27 protein-coding genes are annotated in these 23,200 nt (G+C 63.9%); 4 read left to right on the top strand and 23 right to left on the bottom strand.

The window, feature by feature from the left end; genetic code table 11:
- Nucleotides 1–46: 46 nt before the first annotated feature.
- The 11 genes from NJ75_RS03845 to NJ75_RS03795 all read right to left on the bottom strand — a co-directional run bounded on the left by NJ75_RS03845 (nucleotide 47) and on the right by NJ75_RS03795 (nucleotide 13,020).
- Nucleotides 47–1,471 carry an aldehyde dehydrogenase family protein gene (locus NJ75_RS03845; RefSeq protein WP_052241953.1) on the bottom strand — a complete coding sequence of 475 codons (1,425 nt, stop codon included), beginning with the start codon at nucleotides 1,469–1,471 and terminating at the stop codon, nucleotides 47–49.
- Between the two features lie 45 nt (nucleotides 1,472–1,516).
- Nucleotides 1,517–3,625 (bottom strand): PQQ-dependent dehydrogenase, methanol/ethanol family, encoded by a 2,109-nt coding sequence (locus tag NJ75_RS03840; protein ID WP_039331629.1) that lies wholly within the window; start codon nucleotides 3,623–3,625, stop codon nucleotides 1,517–1,519.
- 33 nt (nucleotides 3,626–3,658) lie between these two features.
- Nucleotides 3,659–5,224: an AMP-binding protein gene (locus tag NJ75_RS03835; protein ID WP_039331627.1), complete on the bottom strand. Its 1,566-nt coding sequence runs from the start codon at nucleotides 5,222–5,224 to the stop codon at nucleotides 3,659–3,661.
- Nucleotides 5,225–5,227: 3 nt separating this feature from the next.
- Nucleotides 5,228–6,013 (bottom strand): glutathione S-transferase family protein, encoded by a 786-nt coding sequence (locus NJ75_RS03830; RefSeq protein ID WP_039331626.1) that lies wholly within the window; start codon nucleotides 6,011–6,013, stop codon nucleotides 5,228–5,230.
- Complete coding sequence (locus NJ75_RS03825; RefSeq protein ID WP_039331625.1) at nucleotides 6,010–6,780, bottom strand: glutathione S-transferase family protein; 771 nt, start codon at nucleotides 6,778–6,780, stop codon at nucleotides 6,010–6,012. Before NJ75_RS03825 ends, NJ75_RS03830 begins: the two co-directional genes overlap by 4 nt.
- A 255-nt stretch (nucleotides 6,781–7,035) precedes the next feature.
- Complete coding sequence (locus tag NJ75_RS03820) at nucleotides 7,036–7,404, bottom strand: twin-arginine translocation signal domain-containing protein (RefSeq protein WP_039331624.1); 369 nt, start codon at nucleotides 7,402–7,404, stop codon at nucleotides 7,036–7,038.
- Complete coding sequence (locus NJ75_RS23205; protein WP_052241951.1) at nucleotides 7,404–7,814, bottom strand: c-type cytochrome; 411 nt, start codon at nucleotides 7,812–7,814, stop codon at nucleotides 7,404–7,406. The genes NJ75_RS03820 and NJ75_RS23205 overlap by 1 nt, the downstream gene beginning before the upstream one ends.
- Entirely contained in the window at nucleotides 7,811–9,403 is a 1,593-nt protein-coding gene (locus tag NJ75_RS03810) for an FAD-binding oxidoreductase (RefSeq protein ID WP_039331623.1), read from the bottom strand. The genes NJ75_RS23205 and NJ75_RS03810 overlap by 4 nt, the downstream gene beginning before the upstream one ends.
- A gap of 73 nt (nucleotides 9,404–9,476) precedes the next feature.
- Nucleotides 9,477–9,974, bottom strand: coding sequence for a DUF3237 domain-containing protein (locus tag NJ75_RS03805; RefSeq protein ID WP_039331622.1), 498 nt, complete (start codon nucleotides 9,972–9,974; stop codon nucleotides 9,477–9,479).
- 8 nt (nucleotides 9,975–9,982) lie between these two features.
- Nucleotides 9,983–12,163 carry a PQQ-dependent dehydrogenase, methanol/ethanol family gene (locus NJ75_RS03800; protein WP_039331908.1) on the bottom strand — a complete coding sequence of 727 codons (2,181 nt, stop codon included), beginning with the start codon at nucleotides 12,161–12,163 and terminating at the stop codon, nucleotides 9,983–9,985.
- Nucleotides 12,163–13,020, bottom strand: a complete 858-nt coding sequence (locus tag NJ75_RS03795) for a hypothetical protein (protein ID WP_039331621.1) — start codon at nucleotides 13,018–13,020, stop codon at nucleotides 12,163–12,165. Before NJ75_RS03795 ends, NJ75_RS03800 begins: the two co-directional genes overlap by 1 nt.
- Nucleotides 13,021–13,109: 89 nt before the next feature.
- Between NJ75_RS03795 and NJ75_RS03790 the strand changes: the two genes are divergently transcribed.
- The 3 genes from NJ75_RS03790 to NJ75_RS03780 are packed head-to-tail and all read left to right on the top strand — an operon-like array spanning nucleotide 13,110 to nucleotide 14,710.
- A complete protein-coding gene (locus tag NJ75_RS03790; protein WP_039331619.1) occupies nucleotides 13,110–13,499 on the top strand; it encodes a nuclear transport factor 2 family protein in 390 nt (129 codons plus the stop codon).
- Nucleotides 13,500–13,512: 13 nt separating this feature from the next.
- Nucleotides 13,513–13,965: a nuclear transport factor 2 family protein gene (locus NJ75_RS03785; RefSeq protein WP_039331618.1), complete on the top strand. Its 453-nt coding sequence runs from the start codon at nucleotides 13,513–13,515 to the stop codon at nucleotides 13,963–13,965.
- A gap of 1 nt (nucleotide 13,966) precedes the next feature.
- The gene (locus tag NJ75_RS03780) at nucleotides 13,967–14,710 is read left to right on the top strand and encodes an SDR family oxidoreductase (protein WP_039331617.1); all 744 of its coding nucleotides are present in this window, start codon (nucleotides 13,967–13,969) and stop codon (nucleotides 14,708–14,710) included.
- 12 nt (nucleotides 14,711–14,722) lie between these two features.
- On the opposite strand, the gene NJ75_RS03775 is transcribed toward NJ75_RS03780, so the two are convergent.
- The 12 genes from NJ75_RS03775 to NJ75_RS03720 all read right to left on the bottom strand — a co-directional run bounded on the left by NJ75_RS03775 (nucleotide 14,723) and on the right by NJ75_RS03720 (nucleotide 22,124).
- Nucleotides 14,723–14,932 carry a hypothetical protein gene (locus NJ75_RS03775; RefSeq protein ID WP_039331616.1) on the bottom strand — a complete coding sequence of 70 codons (210 nt, stop codon included), beginning with the start codon at nucleotides 14,930–14,932 and terminating at the stop codon, nucleotides 14,723–14,725.
- 112 nt (nucleotides 14,933–15,044) lie between these two features.
- Nucleotides 15,045–15,404 (bottom strand): hypothetical protein, encoded by a 360-nt coding sequence (locus NJ75_RS03770; RefSeq protein ID WP_039331613.1) that lies wholly within the window; start codon nucleotides 15,402–15,404, stop codon nucleotides 15,045–15,047.
- Between the two features lie 44 nt (nucleotides 15,405–15,448).
- Nucleotides 15,449–16,363: a class II glutamine amidotransferase gene (locus NJ75_RS03765; protein ID WP_052241949.1), complete on the bottom strand. Its 915-nt coding sequence runs from the start codon at nucleotides 16,361–16,363 to the stop codon at nucleotides 15,449–15,451.
- On the bottom strand, nucleotides 16,363–17,325 hold the full coding sequence (locus NJ75_RS03760) for a cyclic nucleotide-binding domain-containing protein (RefSeq protein WP_039331611.1): 963 nt from the start codon (nucleotides 17,323–17,325) through the stop codon (nucleotides 16,363–16,365). Before NJ75_RS03760 ends, NJ75_RS03765 begins: the two co-directional genes overlap by 1 nt.
- Before the next feature lie 31 nt (nucleotides 17,326–17,356).
- On the bottom strand, nucleotides 17,357–17,797 hold the full coding sequence (locus NJ75_RS03755; RefSeq protein ID WP_039331606.1) for an SRPBCC family protein: 441 nt from the start codon (nucleotides 17,795–17,797) through the stop codon (nucleotides 17,357–17,359).
- A 17-nt stretch (nucleotides 17,798–17,814) separates the two neighbouring features.
- Entirely contained in the window at nucleotides 17,815–18,471 is a 657-nt protein-coding gene (locus NJ75_RS03750) for a glutathione S-transferase family protein (RefSeq protein ID WP_322788200.1), read from the bottom strand.
- Nucleotides 18,471–18,959: a VOC family protein gene (locus NJ75_RS03745; protein ID WP_039331604.1), complete on the bottom strand. Its 489-nt coding sequence runs from the start codon at nucleotides 18,957–18,959 to the stop codon at nucleotides 18,471–18,473. The genes NJ75_RS03750 and NJ75_RS03745 overlap by 1 nt, the downstream gene beginning before the upstream one ends.
- The gene (locus NJ75_RS03740) at nucleotides 18,956–19,585 is read right to left on the bottom strand and encodes a glutathione S-transferase family protein (protein WP_039331904.1); all 630 of its coding nucleotides are present in this window, start codon (nucleotides 19,583–19,585) and stop codon (nucleotides 18,956–18,958) included. Before NJ75_RS03740 ends, NJ75_RS03745 begins: the two co-directional genes overlap by 4 nt.
- Nucleotides 19,586–19,587: 2 nt before the next feature.
- Nucleotides 19,588–20,376 (bottom strand): VOC family protein, encoded by a 789-nt coding sequence (locus NJ75_RS03735; protein ID WP_039331601.1) that lies wholly within the window; start codon nucleotides 20,374–20,376, stop codon nucleotides 19,588–19,590.
- The gene (locus tag NJ75_RS03730) at nucleotides 20,373–20,738 is read right to left on the bottom strand and encodes a DUF1428 domain-containing protein (RefSeq protein ID WP_039331600.1); all 366 of its coding nucleotides are present in this window, start codon (nucleotides 20,736–20,738) and stop codon (nucleotides 20,373–20,375) included. The genes NJ75_RS03735 and NJ75_RS03730 overlap by 4 nt, the downstream gene beginning before the upstream one ends.
- 6 nt (nucleotides 20,739–20,744) lie before the next feature.
- Nucleotides 20,745–21,350, bottom strand: coding sequence for a TetR/AcrR family transcriptional regulator (locus tag NJ75_RS03725; protein WP_039331599.1), 606 nt, complete (start codon nucleotides 21,348–21,350; stop codon nucleotides 20,745–20,747).
- A gap of 126 nt (nucleotides 21,351–21,476) precedes the next feature.
- Nucleotides 21,477–22,124 carry a glutathione S-transferase family protein gene (locus NJ75_RS03720; protein ID WP_039331598.1) on the bottom strand — a complete coding sequence of 216 codons (648 nt, stop codon included), beginning with the start codon at nucleotides 22,122–22,124 and terminating at the stop codon, nucleotides 21,477–21,479.
- A gap of 79 nt (nucleotides 22,125–22,203) precedes the next feature.
- Between NJ75_RS03720 and NJ75_RS03715 the strand changes: the two genes are divergently transcribed.
- On the top strand, nucleotides 22,204–23,184 hold the full coding sequence (locus NJ75_RS03715) for an AAA family ATPase (protein ID WP_039331597.1): 981 nt from the start codon (nucleotides 22,204–22,206) through the stop codon (nucleotides 23,182–23,184).
- The last annotated feature ends 16 nt before the right edge of the window (nucleotides 23,185–23,200 follow it).

The following is a 23,200-nucleotide window of genomic DNA, read 5'->3' as shown; positions in this document are numbered from 1 at the left end:
GCCCTGCCGCGAAACGACAGGGCTACGCTCGATATTCAGGCGCGGATCAGACCAGCGCGTCCTTCTTGACCGTGATCACCTGGCTGTAGGTAAATTCCTTCAGACCCTCGATGCCGTATTCCGCGCCAAAGCCGGACTGCTTGTGTCCGCCGAACGGCGCAAAGGGCGAAAGGTGAAGGAACTCGTTGATCCAAACCGTGCCGGTTTCAAGCTGCTCGGCGATCCTCACGCCGCGTTCGGTGTCCTTGGTCCAGACAGCGCCGGCAAGGCCATATTCCGAATTGTTGGCGCGGGCGATGACTTCGTCGTCGCTGGAGAACTTCATCAGCGGCATGACCGGGCCGAACTGCTCCTCAGCCACGATGCGCGCATCCTCGGGCGGGTTGTCGAGGATCGTGATCGGCACGTAGTAGCCAGAGCCGGAAGGATCGACATCGCCGCCGACGAGGAACTTGTAGCCGTTGTCCTTGGCGTCCTGGATCAGTTCGCAGACACGCTCGAACTGCTTCTTGTTCTGGATGGGGCCGACGCCGGTGCCCTGCTCCGAGCCGTCGCCGACCTTCACGGTCTTGGCGTATTCGGCGATGGCCTTCGACAGGTCGTCGTAGATGTCCTCGTGGATGTAGACGCGCTTGGCGGCCACGCAGATCTGGCCGGCATTGGTGAAGCTCGACCAGAAGAGCTGCTCGGCAACCTTTTCGACGTCGGCATCGGGCAGGACGATCGAAGCGTCGTTGCCGCCCAGTTCCAGCGTGATGCGCTTGAGGTCCTTCGAGGCGCCTTCCATGATGCGCTTGCCGGTTGCGGTCGAGCCGGTGAAGGTGATCTTGTCGATGTCCGGGTGCGAGGTCATCATCGGGCCGAGCGCGTCTTCGCCGGTAATGATGTTGACGACACCAGCCGGCACGATGTCCTTGATCAGTTCGGCGAACTTGAGCGTGGTCAGCGGGGTGAACGGCGAAGGCTTGAGCACGATGGTGCAGCCGGTGAGGATCGCGGGCGCAATCTTTTGGACGGCCATCAGCAGCGGGAAGTTCCACGGCACGATGCCGGCGACGACGCCGACCGGCACGCGGCGCGTGCGGCTCAGGCGGGTGTCGCTATCTTCGTTGATCGTCTCTTCCAGCGTCAGCGTGGACTGGGCGCTGATGATGCCGGCGCAAGCGTGGATCTCGCCCTGCGCCTGATGATGCGGCTTGCCCTGTTCGCTGGTGAGCAGGCGGTACAGCTCATCGAAATTGGCCTCGATCGCCGCCGCCATGTTGCGGATCACGGCACGCCGATCGTCAACCGGGGTCTTCGACCAGGTCTTGAAGGCAGCGCGGGCAGCAGCCACAGCGCGGTCCAGTTCTTCGACGCCACAGGCTGGGACCCGCCCGATGACCTGCTCGTTCGCGGGGTTCACGACATCAAGCGACTCTGCGGTCGTGACCAGCTCGCCATTGATCAGGTTGGGATAAAGATGCGTCATGAATCTCTCCACTCGTTATGATTGCTATAAGCTATAGCATTCTTGTCAGCGCGCTTCCAGAGCCTTGTCCTCGTTGGCGCGCTTGATGAGGTACTGGCGGATGTTGTCTGCATCCTCTGGCCTGAGCGCCGATTTGAACGACACCATGCCGTTGTGCTGCAGCGCGCCGTCTATGACAACCGATCGGATGGCTTCGGGAGCGTTGAGCGCGGCAGAGTGACGCAGGTCCGGGTTCACACCGCCGGCAACCGCCGCATCGCCATGGCAGACGTTGCAGTAACGACCGTAGAGTTCGCCACCAGCCTTGACCTGTTCCGGCGTGCCGGTGAACGGCGGCGGGTCGAGGACCATCTTGGCCATCGGCGGAGCGGCAGGCAGCGTGGCCTTCCCGCCGAGCTTGAACACGACGAGGCGGCTGATGTTGCGCTGCTTCTTGGCCTTGTGGGCAAGGACGCCAGTGGCAACGTCCCATACGCCGCCCCAGCCGACCATCACGGCGACATACTGTTCGCCGTCGATCGCATAAGTCATGGGCGCAGCAATGATGCCGCTCTGCGCCGGGAACGACCAGAGCTGCTTGCCCTTGTCGGCGCTATAGGCGACGAAATCGCCGCCTGCGGTGCCCTGGAAGACGAGATTGCCGGCGGTCGAGAGAATGCCACCGTTTGACGGGCTGGGCAGTTCGACCTTCCACGCAGCCTTCTTGGCGACCGGGTCCCAGGCGACGAGCGTGCCGGTGGTTGCGCTCATCGCGGCGGAGCGGGCCTTGGCATCGGCCGGCATTGCGGTGACATAACCATCGAGGCCAGTCTGGAAGCCGATGTCGGTGGCCTTCCAGTCCTTCGCCGCGGCGTAGGGGAATGCGGCGTTGTTGACCGGCAGGTAGAGCAGGCCGGTCTTCGGGCTGAAGCTCTGCGGCTGCCACGAGTGGGCACCCACAGCGCCTGGCAGGCTGACGAATGGCGCGCCCTTTTCGTACCGGGCGGCCGGATTGACTGTCGCCTTGCCTGTGTTGGGATCGATGCCCGTCGCCCAGTTGACCGGTACGAAAGGCGTTGCCGAGATGAACTGGCCGGTCTTGGCATCAAGCACGTAGACATGGCCGTTCTTCGGGGCATGCAGCACGACATGGCGCTGCTGGCCCCCGATGTTCAGGTCCGCCAGAGTGATCTGCTGGGCGGAGTCGAAATCCCAGCGGTCTTCCGGGGTTTCCTGGAAGTGCCAGGCATATTCACCGGTGTCGGCATTTACCGCGACGATCGACGAGGTGTAGAGGCTGTCGCCCTCACGACCGGACGCAGCGGGGTTCCACGGCTCGGCGTTGCCGGTGCCAAACAGGACGAGGTTGGTTGTGGGATCATAGGTGATCGCATCCCACACCGTTCCGCCGCCGCCCAGCTTCCACCATTCGCCAGCCCAGGTCTTGGCGGCGTTTTCCATGGCCTTGTTCTCGAAGCCGTCGGCGGGGTTGCCGGGAACGGTGTGGAACTTCCACACCTCGTTGCCGGTGTTCACGTCATAGGCAGCGATGTAGCCGCGCGCCTTGTACTCCGAACCGCCGCTGCCGATCAGGACCTTGCCCTTCACCACGCGCGGCGCGCCAGTGATGGTATAGTCCTGCTGGTTGGGCACGACGACCTTCGACCAGGCAACCTTGCCGGTCTTCTGATCCAGCGCAACGAGGCGTCCGTCCAGCGTGCCGACGAACACCTTGTCTCCGTAAAGCGCAACACCGCGATTGACCGCATCGCAGCAGGCCCGGACGAGCGTTTCACGCGGCACTTCGGGATCGTAGGACCATTTGAGCGCCCCGGTCCTGGCATCGAACGCCTTCACCATCGACCATGCGGTCGAGATGTAGAGCGTGCCGTCGTGCATCAGCGGCGTGGCCTCCTGCCCGCGCGCCGTTTCAAGATCATGGAACCATGCAAGGCCAAGCTGTCCGACGTTGCTGTCGTTGACTTGGGTCAGCGGGGAGAAGCGCTGTTCACCATAATCGCGCCCATAGCTCAGCCATTCGCCTTCGGGCACTTGCGCGATCATCGCATCGGTGACGCCTGCGGAAGCGACAGCGACCGTGTCGCCATCACTCTTGATATTGCACGCTGCCAGCGGCAGCAGTGCGGCCATCAGGCTTAAGACCTTCAAACGCATATGCAGCTCTCTCCCGACTGTCCGTTTTCCGGATCAGTTGACCATACGATCGGCGTTACCCCAATAGGGAACCCGCAGCGCCTTCTTGTCCATCTTGCCCGCAGCAGTGCGCGGAATCGAGTCGATAAACGTGACAGATTTCGGCGCCTTGACCCCGCCGAGGCGATCCTTGGCATAGGCGATGATTTCGGCCTCGGTAATGCCCTCGGCCACGACCACCGCATGGACCTGCTCGCCCCACTTCTCGTGCGGGATGCCGAATACGCAGGCCTCGCGCACTGCTGCCAGTTCTGTCACGGCAGCTTCGACTTCGGCGGTGAACACGTTGAAGCCGCCGGAAACCACCATGTCCTTCTTGCGGTCGACGATGTAGAGGTAGCCGTCCTTGTCGAACTTGCCGACGTCACCGGTGTGATGCCAGCCGAACTTGCGGATTTCGGCGGTTTCCTCAGGCTTTTCGAAGTAGGAATGCGTGACCAGCGCGCCGCGCACGCAGATTTCGCCCGCCTCGCCCAGCGGCACCTCCTTGCCATCATCGTCGAGCAGCGCGACCTTGATCGAGCGGGTGGGCTTGCCGCAGGCGGCGAGCTTTTCCGGTGCGGAAGTGGCGAACTTCGCGACGTCCTCGGGCGGGAACCACGCCACGATCATCGGGCATTCGACCTGACCGTAGGACTGGCACATCGCCGGTCCGAACACCTCCACTGCCTGGCGCAGCTTTTCCGGGCTGCAGGGCGAGCCGACGAGGATGAAGATGCGCAAGCTGGAGTAGTCATGATCGCCCAGTTCCGGCGAGGCGAGCAGCTGGTACAGCGCCGTCGGCGGCAGGTACATGTGGGTAACCTTGTACTCCGCAATCGTGCGCAGCACGCGCTCGGCGTCGAAACCGGGCAGGATCACCTGCGTTGCGCCGAGGCTCAGCGTCGAAAGCGCGATCGGGCCAGCAGCGTGCGTGATCGGCGCTGAAACAAGCGCGACCGGGGAATCGGTGCGGCCGCCCATGCCATCGGCAGCGGTCTCGATCATCGTGCCCCAGCCGAGGTTGGTGACGTTGGCGCCCTTCGAAGGGCCGGTGGTGCCGCCGGTGGGAAAGATGCCGACCATGTCCATCAGGTTGCCGAAGGCATCGATCTCGGGCTCGACAAAATCGGCCTCGCTGACACCGGCCATGAATTCCTCGAGGCTCGGGTCATCGCCCATGCGCTTGTCGAGGCAGACGAAGTGCTGGAGCGTCGGACAGAGGTTCTTGAGCTGCTGGACTTCGTCGGCCTTGGACGAATGATAGACCAGCCACTTCAGGCGCACGTAGTTGATATAGGCAGCGTTGGCGTCGATGGCGTTGCGGGTGTTGACCGGGATCCACTTGCCGTTGGCGCGCCACATCGCCAGCAGGACGACGAGCAGCATGCCATCGTTCGGACCATAGAGACCGAGGCAGTCCTGGTTCTCGAAACCGCCCTTCTGCAGAGCCGCAGCGATGCGTTCGGACAGGGCCTTGGTTTCGGCAAAGGTCAGTTTAAGACCCGTCTCGGTATCGACGATGGCGAGACGCTGTGGATCGCGATCGTGGCCGCGGTCAAAGTAGTCGATGGCGCGCATTGGTTATCCCCAACGATTGATTTCTGGCCCCGGCGCCCAGGCGCGGAGCGGTTCGGAAACGGTCGACCTGGCAAATGCCGCCTTTACGCAGCTCTGCTCGGCCATGCGGGCGAGCCAAGCGGTGGTGAGGGGAGCAGCGGCGAAGGCATCCCGCCGCAGAAGCTGCATCCCGGCCAGCCAGGAATAGGTGACGAGATCGGCGATCGAAAAGCCGCCCATCAGCCATGCACGGCCATCGGCCAGCTGCTTCTCGCAGCGCTCGACGGCGGCGACGATCTTGGTCTCGCTGTCGGCCACTTGCGCGGCATCGACCACATCATCGTTCAGCGCTTGCCAACGGTTGCGCAGATCGTCCGACACGATGCGCGCTGTCAGCGTTGCGAAATCGTCGGCCGGAATGGCTGCAATGGCATGCTGCGAGGAAGCAAGATTGCCGAGCAACGCTGCTGCAGGGGACAGGCGCTCGGTGATCTGGCGGCACCACATCATCATTTCCCAGCGCGCATAGGCGTCCATCGGCTGCAGCCCGGCCCCGCCCGCGGCCTCGTCAAGATACTGTGCCAGGAACACGGATTCTGTCATCGCCTCACCATCGATGACCAGCACCGGCCCTTCGCCTTCAATGCACAGGTCGAGCGCAACAGGATCGGCAATGCCAGGCAGCGCATGGCGCTCCCCGGCAAGCAGGTCGATGGGGCGGCATTCGATGTCGAGTCCCGATTGCGCCAGAGCGGCAAGCACGGTCAGTGAAGCTCCATTCGGCTCGCCGTGGTAGAGTACCGCGTTCATGCCTCGATCTCCGCCATGATCAGACCATAGCGATTGGCAAGGTCGGTCTTGCCCATCGCCCAGGTCCTCTTGACCGCATCACGCGTATAGACCCGCTTGAGCCAGCGCATGATATTCGGCGTCTTGTCCTTGCCCGCCAGATCTGGCTGCGACAGCGGCAGCGAATAAGTGCTGTTGAAGATGTTGATGTCGGCCAGGCTGTACTCATGCGAGCCGACATAGGGCCGCTTGCCCAGTTCTTCTTCGAGCTTCGCGATGCCCAGACCGACGCGGCGACGGCTCTCGGCCATCTCGCTTTCCGAAAAGTCGCCATTAATTGCCTTGCGCCATGCGACGCGGCGTTCCGGCAGGGGAATGCGCTCGATCGCCGCTGCGAGTTCGGCAGGATCACGCTGGCGCACCATGGGCCCTACGAATACGCTCCACCCGATCATCGAGAAGCTGGGGCCAAGCCACTGGTCCATGAACTTCATCCACCAGCGCACGCGCCAGCGATCACGCGCATCCGACGGCATGAGGTCCGGCCCGTCGAACCGATCGTTCACGTATTCCATGATCGCGGTGCTCTCGGTGAGCACGAGACCATTATGGGTCATCGCCGGGATGGTGCCCTGCGGATTGATCGCAAGGTATTCCGGCTTGTGCTGATCGAACTGCAGCATGTCGATGTAATGGCTGGAAAAGGGCACGCCTTTTTCCATCAGCGCCAGCATCGGCTTCCCCGAGTTGGCGTTGGGTTCCCAGTGATAAAGGGTTACCGCGTCCATTCGTTGCCCACTGGTTCCATCATCTCTCTCCCGATTCCGATGCGTGTCGGAATTTGTTAGTAACACATACTAATTGCGCAGGAGCGCGGGTCAAGCCCGCATGGTGTCGAAATACGCTTTGGGGATTAAGACGCGGGTGGGGCAGACGCCCATTTCGAATGTTTCACCAAGTGAAAGCTGACCGCACGATAAAAGGGGCACGTCCCGACAGGAACGCACCCCTTTTGCAGACTTCTGGCTTTGCGCCGGGACTGTCTAGCGCGCAGTCATCGTCCAGAGGAAAAGATGCGTGCGACCGGAGAGGGGAGCGGCAGCACGAATCTCATCCGAGAGTCGCAGACCCTGCGCCTCCATGACCCCTCTTAGCGCAGTCCAGTCGCTCCAGCGTGTGAGCCCTGTCACGACTTGTGGGAATTTGATCGCACGCGCAGCATCAGCCGCACCCAGAGCAAGGTCGATCGCCCGCTGCGTGTCCTTCGCTGCAGCAAAGGCTGCGGATTCGGGAATGCGGCTGTCGAACACCACCAGCGGCACGGGGCTCGCCATGGCTGCCACCGCAGGCGTTGCGGCGACCGCTCCGGCCAGCGCACTGCCCTTTAGCATCGAGCGGCGTGAGACGCGCATCAGCCTGCCTTCCCGAGGTATTTCGCCACGGCATCAAGCTCGGCATCGGTAAGGTCGACCTTGGTCTGCTGCGGCATGGCACCCTTGCCCATGCGGACCACGGTCTTGACGTAATCGGCAGTCAGATCGGTGCGATTGGCGAGCAGGCCCTTGTCGGGCGAGTTCCCAGCCATGACCTGCTGCTTGGTGAGCAGGTTGGTGCCCATGCCGCCGGTCAGGTGGCAATAACCGCAGTGCACTTCGAACAGCACCTTGCCATCCCTACCGGGCTTGAGCCTGTCGCCGGTCGGCGCAACCGGTCGCATCTGATACGGCGGCGGGGGGCCGGGCGGCGGCCCCGGAGGTGCGGCAAAGACGGCGGTCGCGGCAAGGCCCAGTGCGCCGACGAAAGCGAACGATGCGCGGTTCATGCCCCGTGACCTCCGGCGTTGCTCCTGCCACGGGCATCGGAATAGGCGGCAGGCCAGATGCCCTGCTTGCCCGGCGCGATGATGCCGTTGGGGTCGAGCGCGTTCTTCACCTTCTCGCCGAAGCGGCGCAGCGCGTGGTTGTTGAAATCGAAGGTTTCCATGACCGGGTCCATCCAGCCGAGGTGGGTGCGGTATTCGGCGTAGCCCGCCTTTGCCGTCTCGGTGATCAGCGCATCGAACAGCTTGCGCATCTTGACGACTTCAGCCGCGTTGTCGCGGTCGTACATCAGCATGTTGACGTTGTTGGCAAAGCGCCCACCGATGGTGAAGCTGGCGTAGAAGTCGACGTCGAAATCAGCGATGATCTTGCGGCTGCGCGCCATCTGATCGAGCACATGCTTGCCGGTTGCCGGGACAACGGGCGAGAAGCCCATGTGCGCCCCGCGTCCGCCGATCCAGTCGGACATCTGCAGCGGCACGGCCGACGGAATGCCCATCGTGGTGTCGACGCCGTGGATATAGTCGCCAGGATGCCACCAGTGTTCTTCCGGAGCGGCGGCCAGGTTGCGCTTCATCGCCGCCTTGACCACTTCGGCCTTGGCCTTGACCACGCTTTCCTCGCCATACAGGCGCAGCGCGACTTGCCAGTAGCCAAGCTTGTGCTCCTTCAGCAGTTCCTCCACACGCCATTCGGGGATGGCCGAGGGCTTGTCCCAGAAGTCCTGACGCTGGCCCTTGAGAACCATCTTGCCCAGCCACGAAGGGATGAACACATTCTGGTCGATCAGGCCCGAGATCTTGAGCGGCGCAATGGTATCGACCACCCAGCCGATGTCCTCGACCTTGGGGATGTCCCACACGATCTCGAGCGAGCTTTCGGGCGCGGGCTGCAGCCAGATGCCGGCCTTGGTCACCACGCCGAGGTTAGACTGCGTGAAGGCGAGGTCGAAGGTCGGCCCGTAGCTCATCGGGAAGAGGTGCCAGGCCGGGTTGTTGCTCATCGCGCCCATCCCGGTGCGGACAAGGTCGCCATCGGGCAGCACTGCCTCGATCCCGCATAGGTTGCGGGCATGCAGGCCATAGGGCGTGTAGCCGATGCCATGTTCGAGCGCGTTGCCCAAAACCGAGCCCCAGGCATTGCCCGGCACCGACATCCACAGCGGTGCCTTCTCGCGCTGGATATGCTCGTAGAGATCGAAAAAGCCGACGCCCGGTTCGACCACACAATAGGCCAGCTTGGTGTCGAGTTCGAGCACCTTGTTCATGCGACCAAGGTCGAGCACGACCGTGCCTGGCAGGCGCGGCGCGGCGGTGCCATAACCCAGGTTCTTGCCGCGCGCGACGGGCCAGAGCGGCGTCTTGTGTTGGTTGGCAAGCCGCACGATGGCGCGCACTTCATCGACAGAGGCGGGCGCGACGGCAGCCGAGGCGGGCCACTCCTCGGTGCTGCCGGGAGCATAGGTATCGGCATAGGCGTCGCGGTCGGCGTCGGAGTCCATGACCCATTCCTTGCCGACCACGCCGGCAAAGGCGGTCATCGCCGCCTGGAACTGCTTGGGACTGACGCGCGGGGGCAGGTGCAGCTTCAAGGCGTGGACTCTCCCGTCACTTATTTTCTAACAATTGTTATTGTTTGCAGTACTTGTGATTTGCCGTCAAGCCTCACGTCAGCGCGTAATACTTGACGTAGTTGCCGTCTGGCTTGCGCTCGCCCACGCCGATGAACACATGCCGCGTCAGCCAATCGTGCTTGCCCTTGCTGGTCTCGAAGGTGGGCTGCGCGCGCAGGTAGTATTCGGCATGCGGGACGGGCTCGCCCCCGGCGAAGGCCCAGGCGCGGAGGCGGTCCATCGTCCCCGGCTCACGGCCCCACAGGAAGCCCTTGTTCTGCATGTAGATCAACGTGCCGTCATCGACTTCGAGCACATAGCGTGCATCGAACACGGCGGTGTCGTCCGGGCGGAAGAAGGCATAATCGCCGCCGGAGTTCGGCACTGCCCTGCCCTTGAGCAGCGGCCCCTCGAACTCGCCCTCGTCGACATAAACGGCGCTGCGCATGCCGCCAGAAGGCAGGTCGGGCACCATCTGCACACGGGTGAAGCGCAGGCGGCAGGCGAAGGTAAATTCGAGGCGGGGGTTGTCGAGCGTGGAGAAGTCCATGAGGTGCCTCAGTAGTTCGAAAGGATCGTCAGGCTCGGCCCGTCGAGCGGCTTGCCGGCCTTCTGCTTGGCTTGCTCGTCGGCGCGGGTCTTGGCTTGCAGATCGATCAGGTACGCGTGGATCGCATCGGCATCACCGGGCGAGAGGATGTCGTCCCAGCGCGGCATCCCGTTCGGCGTAAGCAGTCCTTCCAGCACGATCTGCCGGAAAGCCTCGTGCGTGCCCGGCTGCATCCGGCGCAGGTCCGGCGTGATCGAGCGCGGCTGGTTGGCATGGCAGATGGCGCAGTTGCCGAAGAACAGCCCCTGCCCCCGGGCAATCGTCGCCGCAGTGACGCCCGGTGCCTGCGCCGGAGCTTCTGGCGCAACTTCCAGCGGTGGCAACAGATCGGGCATCGGCACCTTGCCGCCACCCAGCCTGAACACCAGCAGCCGGTTCATGTTGCCGCGCGTGTAGGCGGCGGAATAGCGCGGAACAAAGGGATAGCCGCCCCCACCCCACCCGGCCATGACTGCGACATACTGCACGCCGCCGACCTCGTAGGTCATCGGCGCGGCCATGATCGGGGTGCCGGTGTCGATTTCCTTGAGCAGCTTGCCCGTCCTTGTCTCTCGCACGAAGAGCTTGCCGGTGACGCCACCGTAGATTGTGAGGCCGGTAGCTGTGGTCAGCACGCCGCCGCGATCCTGCCAGCCTGCGGTGTCGGCAGACCAGACGGTCTTGCCCGTCAGCGGATCGATCGCGCGGATCTGCGTGGTGGCAGGCTGCCTGAGCGCTTCCTGATAGGCCGGAAGCTTGCGCACGGCATCGCCGAACTCGGGCGGAAAGCCCGCCAGCGCCTCTTTCACATCGGGCGTGAAGATCAGCGCGGCATCGTTGTTGAGCCCGCGCGCCTTCAGCGGCTTGGCCCCCGGCGTCATGAAGATGAGGTTGCCCATGTCGAGCACCGCGCCGATGTATAGACCGGTAGCGGGATCGTAGCTGGCCGGATGCCAGTTGCGCGCGCCGGTGGTGGCTGGAAAGACGATCTTGGGGCCGGTGGTGTAGTCCGCCGCTTCGGGATCCAGGATCGGCCGCCCGGATGCGGGGTCGATCCCCTTGGCCCAGTTGGTGCGCACGATCGGATTGGCGCGCAGCAGCTTTCCGTCACGTCGGTCGAGGATGTAGAGATAGCCGTTCTTTGGCGCGTGGAGCACGACCGGGCGGTTCTCGCCATCGATGTCCATGCGCGTGAAGATCATCGGCTGGGTAGCGGTGAAGTCCCAGTTGTCTCCGGGCGTTTCCTGATAGTGCCACTTCATTCGCCCCGTCTTCGGATCGAGCGCGACGAGACTGGCGAGGTAGAGGTTGTCCCCGCCCGAGGGCGAGCGCTTCGACGTGGCGTAAGGCCCGCCGTTGCCGGTGCCGACGAGGACCAGCCCGGTCTCGGGATCGTAGTTGATCGCATCCCACGGCGAACCGCCGCCGCCGATGTCCCAGCGGCTGTTCGGGTCCCATGTCTTCAATGCGGCTTCGAGTTCCGGTGTTTCCTGCGGGCCGAGCTTGGGATCGCGCGGCACCACGTGCCAGCGCCAACGCAGCTTGCCGGTATCGAGATCGAGCGCAGTGACATAGCCGCGCACGTCATATTCGGCGCCACCCATGCCGATGACCACGACATCGCCAGCCACTTCCGGAGCGCCGGTTGAATTGTCGCCTTTGGCGCGATTCTCGATGAAGTCGCTCTTCCACGCAACTGCGCCGGTCCGGGCATCGAGCGCGTACATCCAGCCATCAAGCGAAGCGACAAACACCTTGCCCCGCGCCACGGCGACGCCACGGTTGACCATGTCACAGCAGACCGTGCGGTTGACCTGCATGTCGACTTCTGGCTCGAACCGCCAGAGCGGCTTGCCGGTGGCCGCATCGAAAGCATAGGCGCGGCCTGCAGTGCCTGACGTATAGAGTACGCCATCGACCACGACCGGGGTGGCTTCCTGCCCCCTGAAGGTGTCCAGTTCGGCAGACCACGCGAGGCCCAACTGGCCTACGTTCTGCGCATTGATCGCAGTGAGCCGCGAATGGTGAGTCTTGCCGGAATCCCCGCCGGGACTGGTCCATTCCCGCCCTGCCCCCTCGGTCAGCGCCGTCGCGCCGCCCAGCGAGCAGGCGGCGAGCCCAAGAAAGAGACTGGCGAGAAACTGGCGCATCACAGCGCGTCCCACGGACTGGGCATGCGGTAGGGCACGGTTATGAAGTTCGCTTCGATCTGTTCGATCATGCCATGGTCGATCTTGAACAGTTCGGAGATGTAAAAGCTGTGCGGGCGCAGCACCGGACTTTTCACCGTGCGCCCATCGGTCAACTGGAACTCGCGCAGGCGGCCCGAATGATCGATGAAACCGAACGCCAGCACCAGCCCGCGCTCTTCATCCACCAGCGGGAAGCGACGGGCGCGCAAGTCATCGTCGTAGCGATAATTGCCCATGCGGAACTGCTCTTCGCAGCCCAGCGCCGAGACCGGCACGATCTTTGCGAAGTCGGGATTGCGCGTGGTCTGGACCCCGTTTTCCACGCGATTGCAATCGGGGTGGAACTTCGTGTGGATCGTTCCGTCGTTGCGCTGAAGGGTATCGAAGTAGCCGTTCGAAAGGCGCACCATCTCCTCTCGGGACACCGGTTCTTCAGGTTCGCGGTGCAGGATCGGCTTGTCCCAGTAGCGGCAGTTCTCGAACTTGATGCCACTGTCGGACTGGCGGACGATCAGCATCTCGCACTCGGCGATCTGGCCCGCTTCGTTCACGCCGAGGCGCAGGGTGAAGGCCGATTCCTCGATAGGCTCGATCACCGTGCCGAAGTAACCGACCTGTCCCGTCTTCACGTCGGCAAAGCGCAACTGGTAGTCGCCCAGCCGGTCGATCGTGCCCCACACGCCATCGCCGATCTCCAGCATGACGTTGTTCTCGCTATGATGCGCGCCCTGTGCCCAATCCAGCGCATGGGGATCGCGCGTGTTCAACGCGGCAAGGAACCGGTCAAGAACGGCATAAAGCTCGGCGCGGGTCATCGACTCTCCCAGGACTGCATTGAGGCTTTGACGGCCTTCTCAGCTGAAGGCATACTCTACCAATTGTTATAAATAAAGGGGAGAGGCGCATGGCGCGCACAGAGGCGGAACAGGCCAACCACGACCTCGTGCTGGAGATGTACCACAAGGTCCTGATCGCGATGGATAGCAGCGCAGTCGACCGCTACATCGCAGCGGAATACGTCCAGCATTCCTCGTTGGCCGAGCCGACTGTGGAAGCCCTGAAGGGCTTTCTTGATCGCGTGCGGGCTGAATCGCCCGATGCCGTGCAAACCATCCACAGCAGCTTCGTCGATGGCGATCATGTCATCACGCACACCCACGTGGTGCGCTGGCCGGGCGATCCGGGGCTTGCCGTGGTCGATATCTTCCGGGTGGCGAACGGCATGATCGTCGAGCACTGGGACGTGATTCAGGACGTGCCGGCACAGCCGGTCAACCCCAACAGCATGTTTTGAAGGGAGAAGAACGATGCGCCTCGTAACCGCAGCAATTGCCCTTGCCCTCACCGCCAATGCCGCGCAGGCGGCGGAATGCAAGCTGACCCCGAAGCAGGTGGTCAGCAACTTCATGGACGAGTTCTACATCCAGAAGAAGGTCCGATCCTCGTTCGAGCGCTGGGTCGATCCCGGTTACATCCAGCACAACCCCTATGCCGCCACCGGCCGCGAGGCCGCCATCGGGTTCCTCGAAAAGTTCGTCGCCGAAAACCCGGGCCAGCGCACCACGATCCATCGCATCATCGCCGACGGCAATCTGGTGGCGGTCCACAGTCACGGCTGGATGGAGAACGGTGATGCCGCAGCCAAGCGCGGCTTCGCGGTGGTCGATATCTTCCGTGTCGAAGGCTGCAAGGTGATGGAACACTGGGACGTGCTCTCGCCCGTGCCGGAAGCGTCGGCCAACACCAACACGATGTTCTGAGATGAAGCGCTTCGACAACAAGTGCGTGGCGATTCTCGGCGGCAATGCCGGCATCGGCCTTGCCGCCGCGCGGATGTTCGCTGCCGAGGGCGCCAGGCTTGCCATCACCGGGCGCAATGCCGAGACCTTGCGGGCTGTGGCCGAGGAACTCAGCGCGCTGTGCATCCGCTCGGACATCGGTGACCTTGCCCAGACCCAGGCGGCGTTGGGCGAGATCGAGGACGCACTGGGCGGGATCGACGTGCTGTTCGTCAACGCAGGGGTCGGCGGCTTCGCCATGGTGCCTGATGTCACCCCGGAGTTCTGGGATCAGATCCACACCGTCAACATGCGCGGGGCGTTCTTCGCGATCCAGAAGGCGCTGCCGCTGATGCGCGACGGCGGGGCCATCGTCATTACCGGTTCGATCGGATCGACCGCGGCTGTGCCGGGCAACGTCGCCTATGCCGCAGCCAAGGCGGGCCTGCGGGCCATGGCGCGCATCGTCGGCAAGGAACTGCTGCCGCGGCGCATCCGCGTAAACATGGTCAGCCCCGGCCCGACCGACACCGAAATCTTCAAGCGCGATGCAAGCCCTGAGGAGATTCAAGGCATGCGCGAAATGCTCTCGTCGGTCGTGCCCCTGGGGCGCATGGGGACCTCGGAAGAAGTGGCGCGCGCAGTGCTGTTCCTAGCCAGTACCGAGGCCAGCTTCATCAACGGTGTAGACCTCAGCGTCGATGGCGGGTGCATCGAGCTGGGCTGACACTTGGGCTGATTATTGCGTGGGCCCCGCCTCGGCGGCGCCCTTCAGCGTGGCGCCGCTGCGGTCGGGCAGGGTCCAGATGATCAGGTTCACCACCATGATCCCGGCGAGCGTCAGCATCAGCGCAGGCCGCTTGCGTTCGCCCCGGCGGAACAGGAACACAGCCCCGCCGACAAGGGCGATCGCGGCCAGCATCATCAGGGACAGCGCAGCATCAAGCATGCAGGATTCCTTGAATACGGCACCGGCCCGCTCCCCCGGCCCGACCACCCATAGGATACACTGTCGGGTGGTCGGGCCGGGGGAGCGGGCCGGTGCCGCCAATCAGAATGCGTTAGCGACTGAACAGGCCCTTGGCCATACCGGCAAGATCGTCGAGCGGATTGCCGTCGCCGTCCCTGTCGAGGAAGGCGGAAACCTTGCTCAACGCATCGGGATTCTGGCCAAGCGCCGAAGCAAAACTGGCCAGTGCGCCCTCGCCGCCGATGTGGCCTACGATCTCCTGCAGTTTCGAGGCGTCGAGGCCGGAGTTGGCCGCCGCCGTCTCGATCGTGTCGCCCTTCGACTGGTGCCCCGCAGCCAGCGCCGCAATCGCGTTCTCGGCTGTGTCGGGATCGATGCCGACCTTTGCCGCAAGGTTCTTCACATCGACATTGCCGGCCACCTGGCCAAGGATCGAATCGAACAGGCTCATGACGTTTCCCCTTCACTGCTGAGCACAAGCCTATCAGGTGCCGATCAGACTTCCAGAGCGTGAATCTCCGCCCGCCGCCTTGCCCCATCGCGCCGCACCAGCAGCGCCGAATACTCCGGCACTTCGATCCATGTCGCGAAGTCGCGGGTGAGCGGCTCTGAAGCCACGATCACGCTGTCGGCATCGATGGCTCCGCCGATCAGCTTCCACTCGCCTTCGTGAAGGCCATAGTCCCGTCCGCACGTGTACCACATCGAGAGATACTCCGAACTGCCCTGCAGCGCGCCCGCGTCGAAGTGTCCGAAGTCGAAAGTAAAGCGGACAGCGGCAAGATTGGTGCCATCGCAGAACATCAGGTTGGTCGAACTTGACCGCGTGATCCCATGCCGCGCCCTGGCCTCACGCAGCACGCTCAAGGCATGGCGGATCGCGGCGAGGATGGCGTCAGGCTCGTTGATCCCGCCCGGATCAGGCAGGGCCGAGACGACCAGCGCATAGATCCATTCGCTGTCGGTGGAGCCCTGGATCTGCTTGGCAAACTCCGGCCGGATGTGCGGAGCAAGATCGAAGCGCATGTCCCGGAAACCTGCCAAATCGCCGTTGTGCGCCATGGACAGCGGCACGCCATCGAAGCGGAAGGGATGGCAGTTCTGCTCGTTGATCTGGACCGTGGAGTTATAGGGCACGCCGCGAATGTGCGCGAGCAGCGCGGATGAACGCAGCTTGCCGGCAAGCGCCTTGAGATTGCGATCGAACAGCGCGACCTGCGTCGTACGATAACGAAACGGCACGTTCGGTGCGTGGCTTGCTTCGTCCCACGCCGCCATGCCGAAACCTGCCAGGTTAAGCATCTGCAGCATCTGCGCGCCGATCGTCTGATTGAGCAGCGAGGAATCGGGCGCATAGAGCAGGTCATCGAGCAGGACCGGCGTGCCGAGATAGCTCAGGATGCGGCACATCAGCCCAGTTCTCCGGCATGGTTGAAACGCGCCAAGGACAACGAGCGGCCGAGGTGGCGGTTGGCCTTGCGCTGGTCCTGCACCAGTTGCCGCCCGAATGCTGCGTGGAGCACGGGCAGCCACGGCGGCGCATCGGCTTCCAGCGCGGCAAGCGTCACGGCAGGAAGATGGACAAGCTGTGCCTGTTCCGCCGCCGTCACCAGCAGTGGCTGCGGCCCGCCATCGCTGTGACCGGTCAGGCCGACGAAGCAGCCGGGCCCGAACACGAAGACCTGCTCTGCCATCGCGCCCCGCGGCACCGCTGCGCGCACTGCCCCGCGCAGGACGAGAAAGAGACCGTCCTGTCTGTCCCCTGGAGCAGCCACCGTAGCGCCCCGCCGCGCTTCCAGCAGTGCCCCCGCCTGCACGATATCCCCGATGCCTTTAAGACGCGCAAGGCCATGCGCCAGCACAGCCGCATCGGAGCGCGACGGGCTGGGCCCCGGCCCGGAATGCAACTGCCGCAGCGCGTGCGGATCGAAATGGCCTTCGGCCACGATCTGTTCGAGCGTCTGCCGGGTGCGCGCGGCCACGAGGCGGCGCAAGGCGTGTCCGAGCTGCATGGCCCAGCCCGAGCCATCGGCCAGCAGCGCCCGGAAGCGGCGACCGGATACCACCAGCCCGCGGGTGTCCTCCACTGCCCTGACCCGGGCCGAGCGGGGGCCATCGTCAAGCAGGGCAAACTCACCCACGAGCTCGCCGGGCCGTATTGCCGAGATCACCGCATTGTCGTCACCCGGAATGCGCGCGGCGATCTCCAGCAGGCCCGCTTCGACAAGGTAGAGTGCATCGGCATGATCGCCTTGCCGAAACAGCACTTCACCTGCGCCAACGGCGAACGGCAAGGCATTGCCCAGCAGTGCTTCCCAAGCCTCGCGATCGAGCCCGGCAAGCTGCGCCGGTGCCTGCGCTCTCTCTCCCATCCACAGAGATTGCGCCTGCCCCGCCTTTACGTCAATCGGCCTCGGCAAGCGCCTGCAACTGGTCGGCACAGGTATTCCAACCCGCTTCGAACCCCATCTCGGCGTGGCTCTGCATCGCCTCCTCGGTCCAGTGCCGGGCGCTGGCAGTGTAGCGCGTGCCATCACCTTCCGGCGCCACTTCCCAGATTCCGATCATGAAAGGTCCGGAGGGTTCGAAGTCAGACGTAACCGCATCGGTCGTGATGAATCGCCGGCCTTCTTCCCAGGCAAGGAAAATCCCCTCCTGCGGCATCTCCTCACCATCCGGGCCATGCATGACCATCGCAGACCGACCACCGGGCCGACGTTCCTGCGCGACCATGGTGATGCGCCAAGGTTTGGGACACCACCATTCCTCCTGCCGGTTGGCCAGGACGTCCCAGACTTTGACCGGGCTGGCCGCGATATAGCGGTTGATCGAAAGCTCGTGCATGTCTGTCTCCTTGCCGCTCAATCGCGATCGGGCGCGCCGAGGGGGAAGTAATGCCGGAATCGACGCGCGTCCTCGACGCAGCGCGCCACCGGCGGCAAAGCCAGAAGGTGCGCGCGCCAAGTCCGGAGGCGTGCGCAGTCATCGGGGATGGGTACCACCCAATCGGCATAAAACAGCGCGGGCGCAGCAGCGCATTCGATCAGGCTGATGGTTGCAGACATCGCATAGCCCGTCAGCCACGCATCGATCCAGCGATAGGCGCGCGTCACTCGCTCCTCGACGCGCCCCTGCACTTCGGCCGAGACGGTTCCGTGCCGGATCGCATCGTCGACACTGTCCTGCATCGCGTTCATCACGTAATTGTCGAACACCCGGTCGATCATGCGCGTCCAGACCGCCTCGTCTGCGTCGGCAGGGAGAAGCGGCGCGGGACCGGGATGGTGAAGCGCAAGATACTCGATGATCGAAGTCGCTTCGAACACCTCGCGCGATCCATCCACCAACAGCGGAAACTTGCCCATCGGGCTGGCCTGCTGGACCCGGTCATGGGCAGCTGCCTGATCGGGGTTCTCGCCATCGAGACTGTGGAACGTGAACGGCGTGCCATTGGCATAGAGCGCGATCAGCGCCTTCCATGTGTAGGACGAGAAGGGATGGCCGTAGAGCGCGAGCATCAGGCATCACCTCGCGCCGCGGCCTCGATCGCGGCATGATCGATCTTGTGCATGGTCATCATTGCAGAGAAGACCCGCGCCCGAACATCCGGGTCGGAATGAGCCATTCCCTCGGTCAGGACCCGCGGGGTAATCTGCCAGCTCAGGCCCCACTTGTCCTTGCACCAGCCGCAGGCACTTTCCGCACCACCATTGCCGACGATGGCGTTCCAGTAGCGATCGGTCTGCTCCTGCGAGTCTGTAGCCACCTGGAACGAGAACGCCTCGCTATGCGGGAACTGCGGCCCGCCATTCAGCCCCATGCAGGGCGTGCCGAGGACCGTGAACTCGACCGTGAGCACGGTGCCGGCGGAGCCGCCGGGGAAGTCGGTCGGCGCGCGATTGACCGACCCGACCTCGCTGTCGGGGAAAGTTGCGGCATAGAAGTTTGCTGCCTCTTCGGCATCGCCATCGTACCACAGGCACAGGGTGAGCGGAGGGACGGTCACGACTGCATCTCGGCAATCAGTGCGCTATCAATCGCCTTCGCCTCGCCATAGGCCGGCCGCGCTCGCACCCGATCGAGATAGGCCAGGAACTCCGGCCGCTCGGGCAGAGACTTGAAGCCGACGCCCCAATCGACGTGGCTGCCGACATAGACGTCCGCCATCGTGAACCGGTCGCCACAGACATAGGCGTTCTGAGCCAGGTGCCGCGCAAGCGAATCGACCGTGCGATCATAGCTGCCAAAGCCGGCCATGCCTTGCTGCCGTGGGTCCTTTGGATCGAAGCCGAGGCTACGCGCCGTGACCGCCTGCTCCACCGGCCCAGCCGCAAAGAATGTCCAGCGCAGATAGGCCGCACGTTCGTGATCCTGCGGCCCCAGAGCGGCCTCCGGGAAGACCTCCGCCAGGTACAGGCAGATCGCGGCGCATTCGGTGACCACGTGATCGCCTTCGTCGGCGTGGTGCACGATCGTCGGCACCTTGCCCATCGGGTTGGCAGCAAGGAAGCCCTCCGGCTTGGCCTGCCAGTCGACCAGCACGGTGTCATAAGTCGCGCCAACTTCGTGCAGTGCCCAGCGTGCGATCTGGCCGCGCGACATCGGGTTCGTGTAGAACGTGAACTTGCTCATCTTCATTCTCCCCTGGGACCGACCACGCCAAACTGCGCACCCTGCGGGTCCTGCGCCATGACGACCCAATCGCCGCCAGGCACTTGATGCGGCTCGGTCAGGATCGTGCCGCCGGCCCGGACAATGGCGTCGCGGGCCTGCAGTGCAGACGGAACGCCGAAGTAGACCTGCCAGCCCGGCGTGCGCCCGCCAACAAGCGGCATGATGCCACCCAGCGCCTGGGCGCCAAAGTCGATGAAGGCGTATTCGCCCAGTTCACCCATCGGCATCACGTTGTTGAACTCAAAGCCGAAATGCCGGCCGTAGAAAGCCTTGGCGCCAGCGGGATCGGGCGTGGCCAGATCGTGCCAGCGCACATGCTGCACGCCATCGGCCTTGAACGCGTCGCTTTGGGCGCCCGGTTGGTTTGCGGGCGGGCGCGGCTGCATCAGGTAGAACGGCACGCCTTGCGGGTCGGTGACCATGGCAAAGCTGCCCTCGTCAATATCGGTCCGGGGCATCAGCGCACGGCCGCCATCGGCCTCGATCGCCGATAGCGCTGTGTCTATATCGGCGACGGCAAGATAGGGCACCCACGCCGGATGCGCTGCGCCCTGTCGCATGGCCTCGCTCAATTGCAGCACCCCGCCATTGCCGCCCCCATCGCTGCGCAGGATCATGCGATAGTCGATCAGCGATTGCGGATCGGGCGCGCTGAAGCTCCAGCCCACCACAGCGCCATAGAACTCCGCCGCGCCATCGGCATCGCCGGTCATCAGTTCGTACCAGCAGAACGGAACGGGGCGGCTCACGCCCGCCCTCCCAAATCGAGCAGCGTGGCGAAGCCACCGGTAATCATCCGCGCCCCGTCGAACGGCATGTCCATCGGCTCGCCGCTTTCGGACATGAGCTTCTCCATCGCGGCGTGGGCCGCATCACGGGTTTGCCGGTCAGGCCATTCCGCCCAGCTGAACACGATTGTCTCGTCGTTCGTGGCTTCGGTGGCGCGGTGGAAATCAGTGCGCTTGCCGTGGGGCACGTCATCTCCCCACGCCTCGACCACCCGCAAGGCTCCGTGCTCGACCAGCATGGCGTCGAACTTGCGGGCGACTGCCTCGTATCTTTCCCTATTGGCGGTCGGTACCGCCAGCACGAACCCGTCTACATAGGACATGGGCCTTTACTCCTCTCCGGTATCCCTCCCGAACAACATCGCGAAGTAGCGTCTCAGGTGCGCCAGTTGCTCTCGCGCCAATTCCGCGGCAGCGTCTTCCGGCTGCGTCTTGGCCAGGACGAACGCGCCCTGGATCACTGCCTGGACATGCCGCGCAAGGCTGGCCCCTGTCGTGCCTGTTACGCCGCACTGTGCCACCGCTGCGTCAAGATCCGCCTCGAGCGCCCTTGCATTTGCCATGATGCTGGCTTCGGCCGCGACGCGAATTGCCGCGCTCGACCGAAACGCCTCCTGCACCAAGGTCCCGGCCACGCACGAGAAGGCCTCGGGCGGCCCGCCAATCAACGCGATCCGCAGATCGATGTAGCCCAGCACCCGATCGACCGGGTCGGGCAGAGCGTGAAAGGGCGCCTCGGCGAAGAACCCGCCAGTGCTCGCCGACCAGTACTCCGCTGCCGCCACCCCAAGCGCTTCCTTGGACGCGAAATGGTGAAAGAACGCACCCTTCGTCACCCCGGCCTCGGCGCAAAGCTGATCGACCGAGGTGCCAGCAAAGCCGTTCGATCGGATCAGCTTCACCGCCGCTTCGAGCAGCTTGTCCTTCGCGGTCACTGCCGGAGGTCGAAAGGATCGATTCGGGATCACCCAAGAAGACATACCAACTAGTTGGTATGTCGCAAGCGCAAAGCGATGAAGCGTTTCCGGGAGGACGCAGCACGCCCTCCCGGCCCCTTGATGTCACATGGCCATGATGCGCTGCGCTATCGGCTCTTCCTGCGCCGCCACGGCGGCCCACGCCGGACGCGCAGCGACACGGGCATACCACGCCGCCGTCTTGGGCCGCGCGGCTGCGTCGACACCGTGGCCGACATAGGCCAGCGTGCGGAACATCGAGGCGACGGCAATGTCGCCTAGGCTGAAGCTCTCGCCCAGCAGCCAGCCCTCATCAGGCACAGCCGTTTCCAGCCAATCCAGCCAGCGCGGCAGTTCCGCCTCGCCTTGCAGGGCAATTGCCTCGTCGCCACCGGTCTTGATCAGCTTCGGGCCGACGAGACGGTTGAACAGGATCTTCAGGCCGGACGCGCCCAGCACGGTGTCGGCGAACTCGTCCCAGAACACTGCCTTGCCCCGCAGCCTGGCTTCATCCGGGATCAGCCGCGGCTCGGGATACTGCGCATCAAGATACACCGCGATCGCGGTCGAATCGGCGAGTTGAAAGCCGTCGTCGTCGATCGCCGGGATCTTGCCCAAGGGGCTGCAGGCAAGGAACTCAGGATCGCTGCTGCCCGGCCCGCCCCGAGCGAGATCGAAGGAAATGCCCTTTTCCGTAAGGACAACCGCCACCTTTCGCACGAACGGCGAAAGCATCGCGCCGTAGAGCTTCATCGAAATTCTCCCATTCTAACGGACAGGTTCCGTGAAACCTTATTGCAGCGCCGCGCCCGCCCGTATAGGCGAGGCAGCGATGAGCGAACTTCCGAACAGCCACGCGACGACGCTGCTCGCCGCGCCCGACACCGAAATCGATGTCCGCGAGACCTTCGGCATCGACATCGACATGAAGGTCCCCGCGTTCAGCCGCGCCGATGAGCGCGTGCCCGATCGCGATGAAACCTACGTGTTCGATCCGGACACCACGCTGGCGATCCTTGCGGGCTTTGCCTACAACCGCCGCGTGATGGTGCAGGGCTACCACGGCACCGGCAAGTCGACTCACATCGAACAGGTTGCAGCCCGCCTCAACTGGCCGTGCATCCGCATCAACCTCGATGCGCACATCAGCCGCATCGACCTCGTCGGCCGCGATGCCATCGTGCTGCGCGATGGCCTTCAGGTCACCGAATTCCGCGAAGGCCTGCTGCCTTGGGCGCTGCAGACGCCCACCGCGCTTGTCTTCGACGAGTATGACGCCGGCCGGCCGGACGTGATGTTCGTGATCCAGCGCGTACTCGAAACCGAAGGCAAGCTCACGCTGCTCGATCAGAACCGCGTGATCCGCCCGAACAAGCATTTCCGCCTGTTTGCCACGGCCAACACGGTGGGCCTTGGCGACACTTCGGGCCTCTATCACGGCACTCAGGCGATCAACCAGGGGCAGATGGACCGCTGGAACCTCGTCGTCGCGCTGAACTATCTGCCCGATGCGACCGAGGTGGAGATCGTCAGCAAGAAGGTGCCCGATCTCAATCCGCAGGTCGTGGCCGACATGGTGCGCGTTGCGAACCTGACCCGTCAGGGCTTCATCAACGGCGATATCTCGACCGTGATGAGCCCGCGCACGGTGATCAGCTGGGCGCAGAACAGCCAGATCTTCAACGATGTCGGCTTTTCGTTCCGCCTCTCGTTCCTCAACAAGTGCGACGAGACCGAGCGCGTGCTGGTGGCCGAATATTACCAGCGCGTCTTCGGCAAGGACCTCCCTGAAAGCGTTGCCCACCGCGGCTGAAGCGGGTGACGGCTGC

The organism is Novosphingobium subterraneum, from assembly GCF_000807925.1.
Lineage (GTDB): Bacteria > Pseudomonadota > Alphaproteobacteria > Sphingomonadales > Sphingomonadaceae > Novosphingobium > Novosphingobium subterraneum.
The sequence above is the reverse complement of the archived record's forward strand: the minus strand, read 5'-3'. Positions and strand labels throughout refer to the sequence as shown.

Coding starts and splice junctions, on each gene's coding strand:
- NJ75_RS03750 (WP_322788200.1), bottom strand. CDS start 18,471: ATGCTCGCGCTCTACGGCCATCCCTTCTCGTCCTACACATGGAAGGCG.
- NJ75_RS03760 (WP_039331611.1), bottom strand. CDS start 17,325: ATGGGAGAGAGAGCGCAGGCACCGGCGCAGCTTGCCGGGCTCGATCGC.
- NJ75_RS03795 (WP_039331621.1), bottom strand. CDS start 13,020: ATGACCCGCGCCGAGCTTTATGCCGTTCTTGACCGGTTCCTTGCCGCG.
- NJ75_RS03755 (WP_039331606.1), bottom strand. CDS start 17,797: ATGCACGAGCTTTCGATCAACCGCTATATCGCGGCCAGCCCGGTCAAA.
- NJ75_RS03780 (WP_039331617.1), top strand. CDS start 13,967: ATGAAGCGCTTCGACAACAAGTGCGTGGCGATTCTCGGCGGCAATGCC.
- NJ75_RS03775 (WP_039331616.1), bottom strand. CDS start 14,932: ATGCTTGATGCTGCGCTGTCCCTGATGATGCTGGCCGCGATCGCCCTT.
- NJ75_RS03730 (WP_039331600.1), bottom strand. CDS start 20,738: ATGTCCTATGTAGACGGGTTCGTGCTGGCGGTACCGACCGCCAATAGG.
- NJ75_RS03800 (WP_039331908.1), bottom strand. CDS start 12,163: ATGCGCCAGTTTCTCGCCAGTCTCTTTCTTGGGCTCGCCGCCTGCTCG.
- NJ75_RS03790 (WP_039331619.1), top strand. CDS start 13,110: ATGGCGCGCACAGAGGCGGAACAGGCCAACCACGACCTCGTGCTGGAG.
- NJ75_RS03770 (WP_039331613.1), bottom strand. CDS start 15,404: ATGAGCCTGTTCGATTCGATCCTTGGCCAGGTGGCCGGCAATGTCGAT.
- NJ75_RS23205 (WP_052241951.1), bottom strand. CDS start 7,814: ATGAACCGCGCATCGTTCGCTTTCGTCGGCGCACTGGGCCTTGCCGCG.
- NJ75_RS03845 (WP_052241953.1), bottom strand. CDS start 1,471: ATGACGCATCTTTATCCCAACCTGATCAATGGCGAGCTGGTCACGACC.
- NJ75_RS03715 (WP_039331597.1), top strand. CDS start 22,204: ATGAGCGAACTTCCGAACAGCCACGCGACGACGCTGCTCGCCGCGCCC.
- NJ75_RS03835 (WP_039331627.1), bottom strand. CDS start 5,224: ATGCGCGCCATCGACTACTTTGACCGCGGCCACGATCGCGATCCACAG.
- NJ75_RS03840 (WP_039331629.1), bottom strand. CDS start 3,625: ATGCGTTTGAAGGTCTTAAGCCTGATGGCCGCACTGCTGCCGCTGGCA.
- NJ75_RS03765 (WP_052241949.1), bottom strand. CDS start 16,363: ATGTGCCGCATCCTGAGCTATCTCGGCACGCCGGTCCTGCTCGATGAC.
- NJ75_RS03740 (WP_039331904.1), bottom strand. CDS start 19,585: ATGAGCAAGTTCACGTTCTACACGAACCCGATGTCGCGCGGCCAGATC.
- NJ75_RS03805 (WP_039331622.1), bottom strand. CDS start 9,974: ATGGACTTCTCCACGCTCGACAACCCCCGCCTCGAATTTACCTTCGCC.
- NJ75_RS03785 (WP_039331618.1), top strand. CDS start 13,513: ATGCGCCTCGTAACCGCAGCAATTGCCCTTGCCCTCACCGCCAATGCC.
- NJ75_RS03720 (WP_039331598.1), bottom strand. CDS start 22,124: ATGAAGCTCTACGGCGCGATGCTTTCGCCGTTCGTGCGAAAGGTGGCG.
- NJ75_RS03825 (WP_039331625.1), bottom strand. CDS start 6,780: ATGGACGCGGTAACCCTTTATCACTGGGAACCCAACGCCAACTCGGGG.
- NJ75_RS03820 (WP_039331624.1), bottom strand. CDS start 7,404: ATGCGCGTCTCACGCCGCTCGATGCTAAAGGGCAGTGCGCTGGCCGGA.
- NJ75_RS03830 (WP_039331626.1), bottom strand. CDS start 6,013: ATGAACGCGGTACTCTACCACGGCGAGCCGAATGGAGCTTCACTGACC.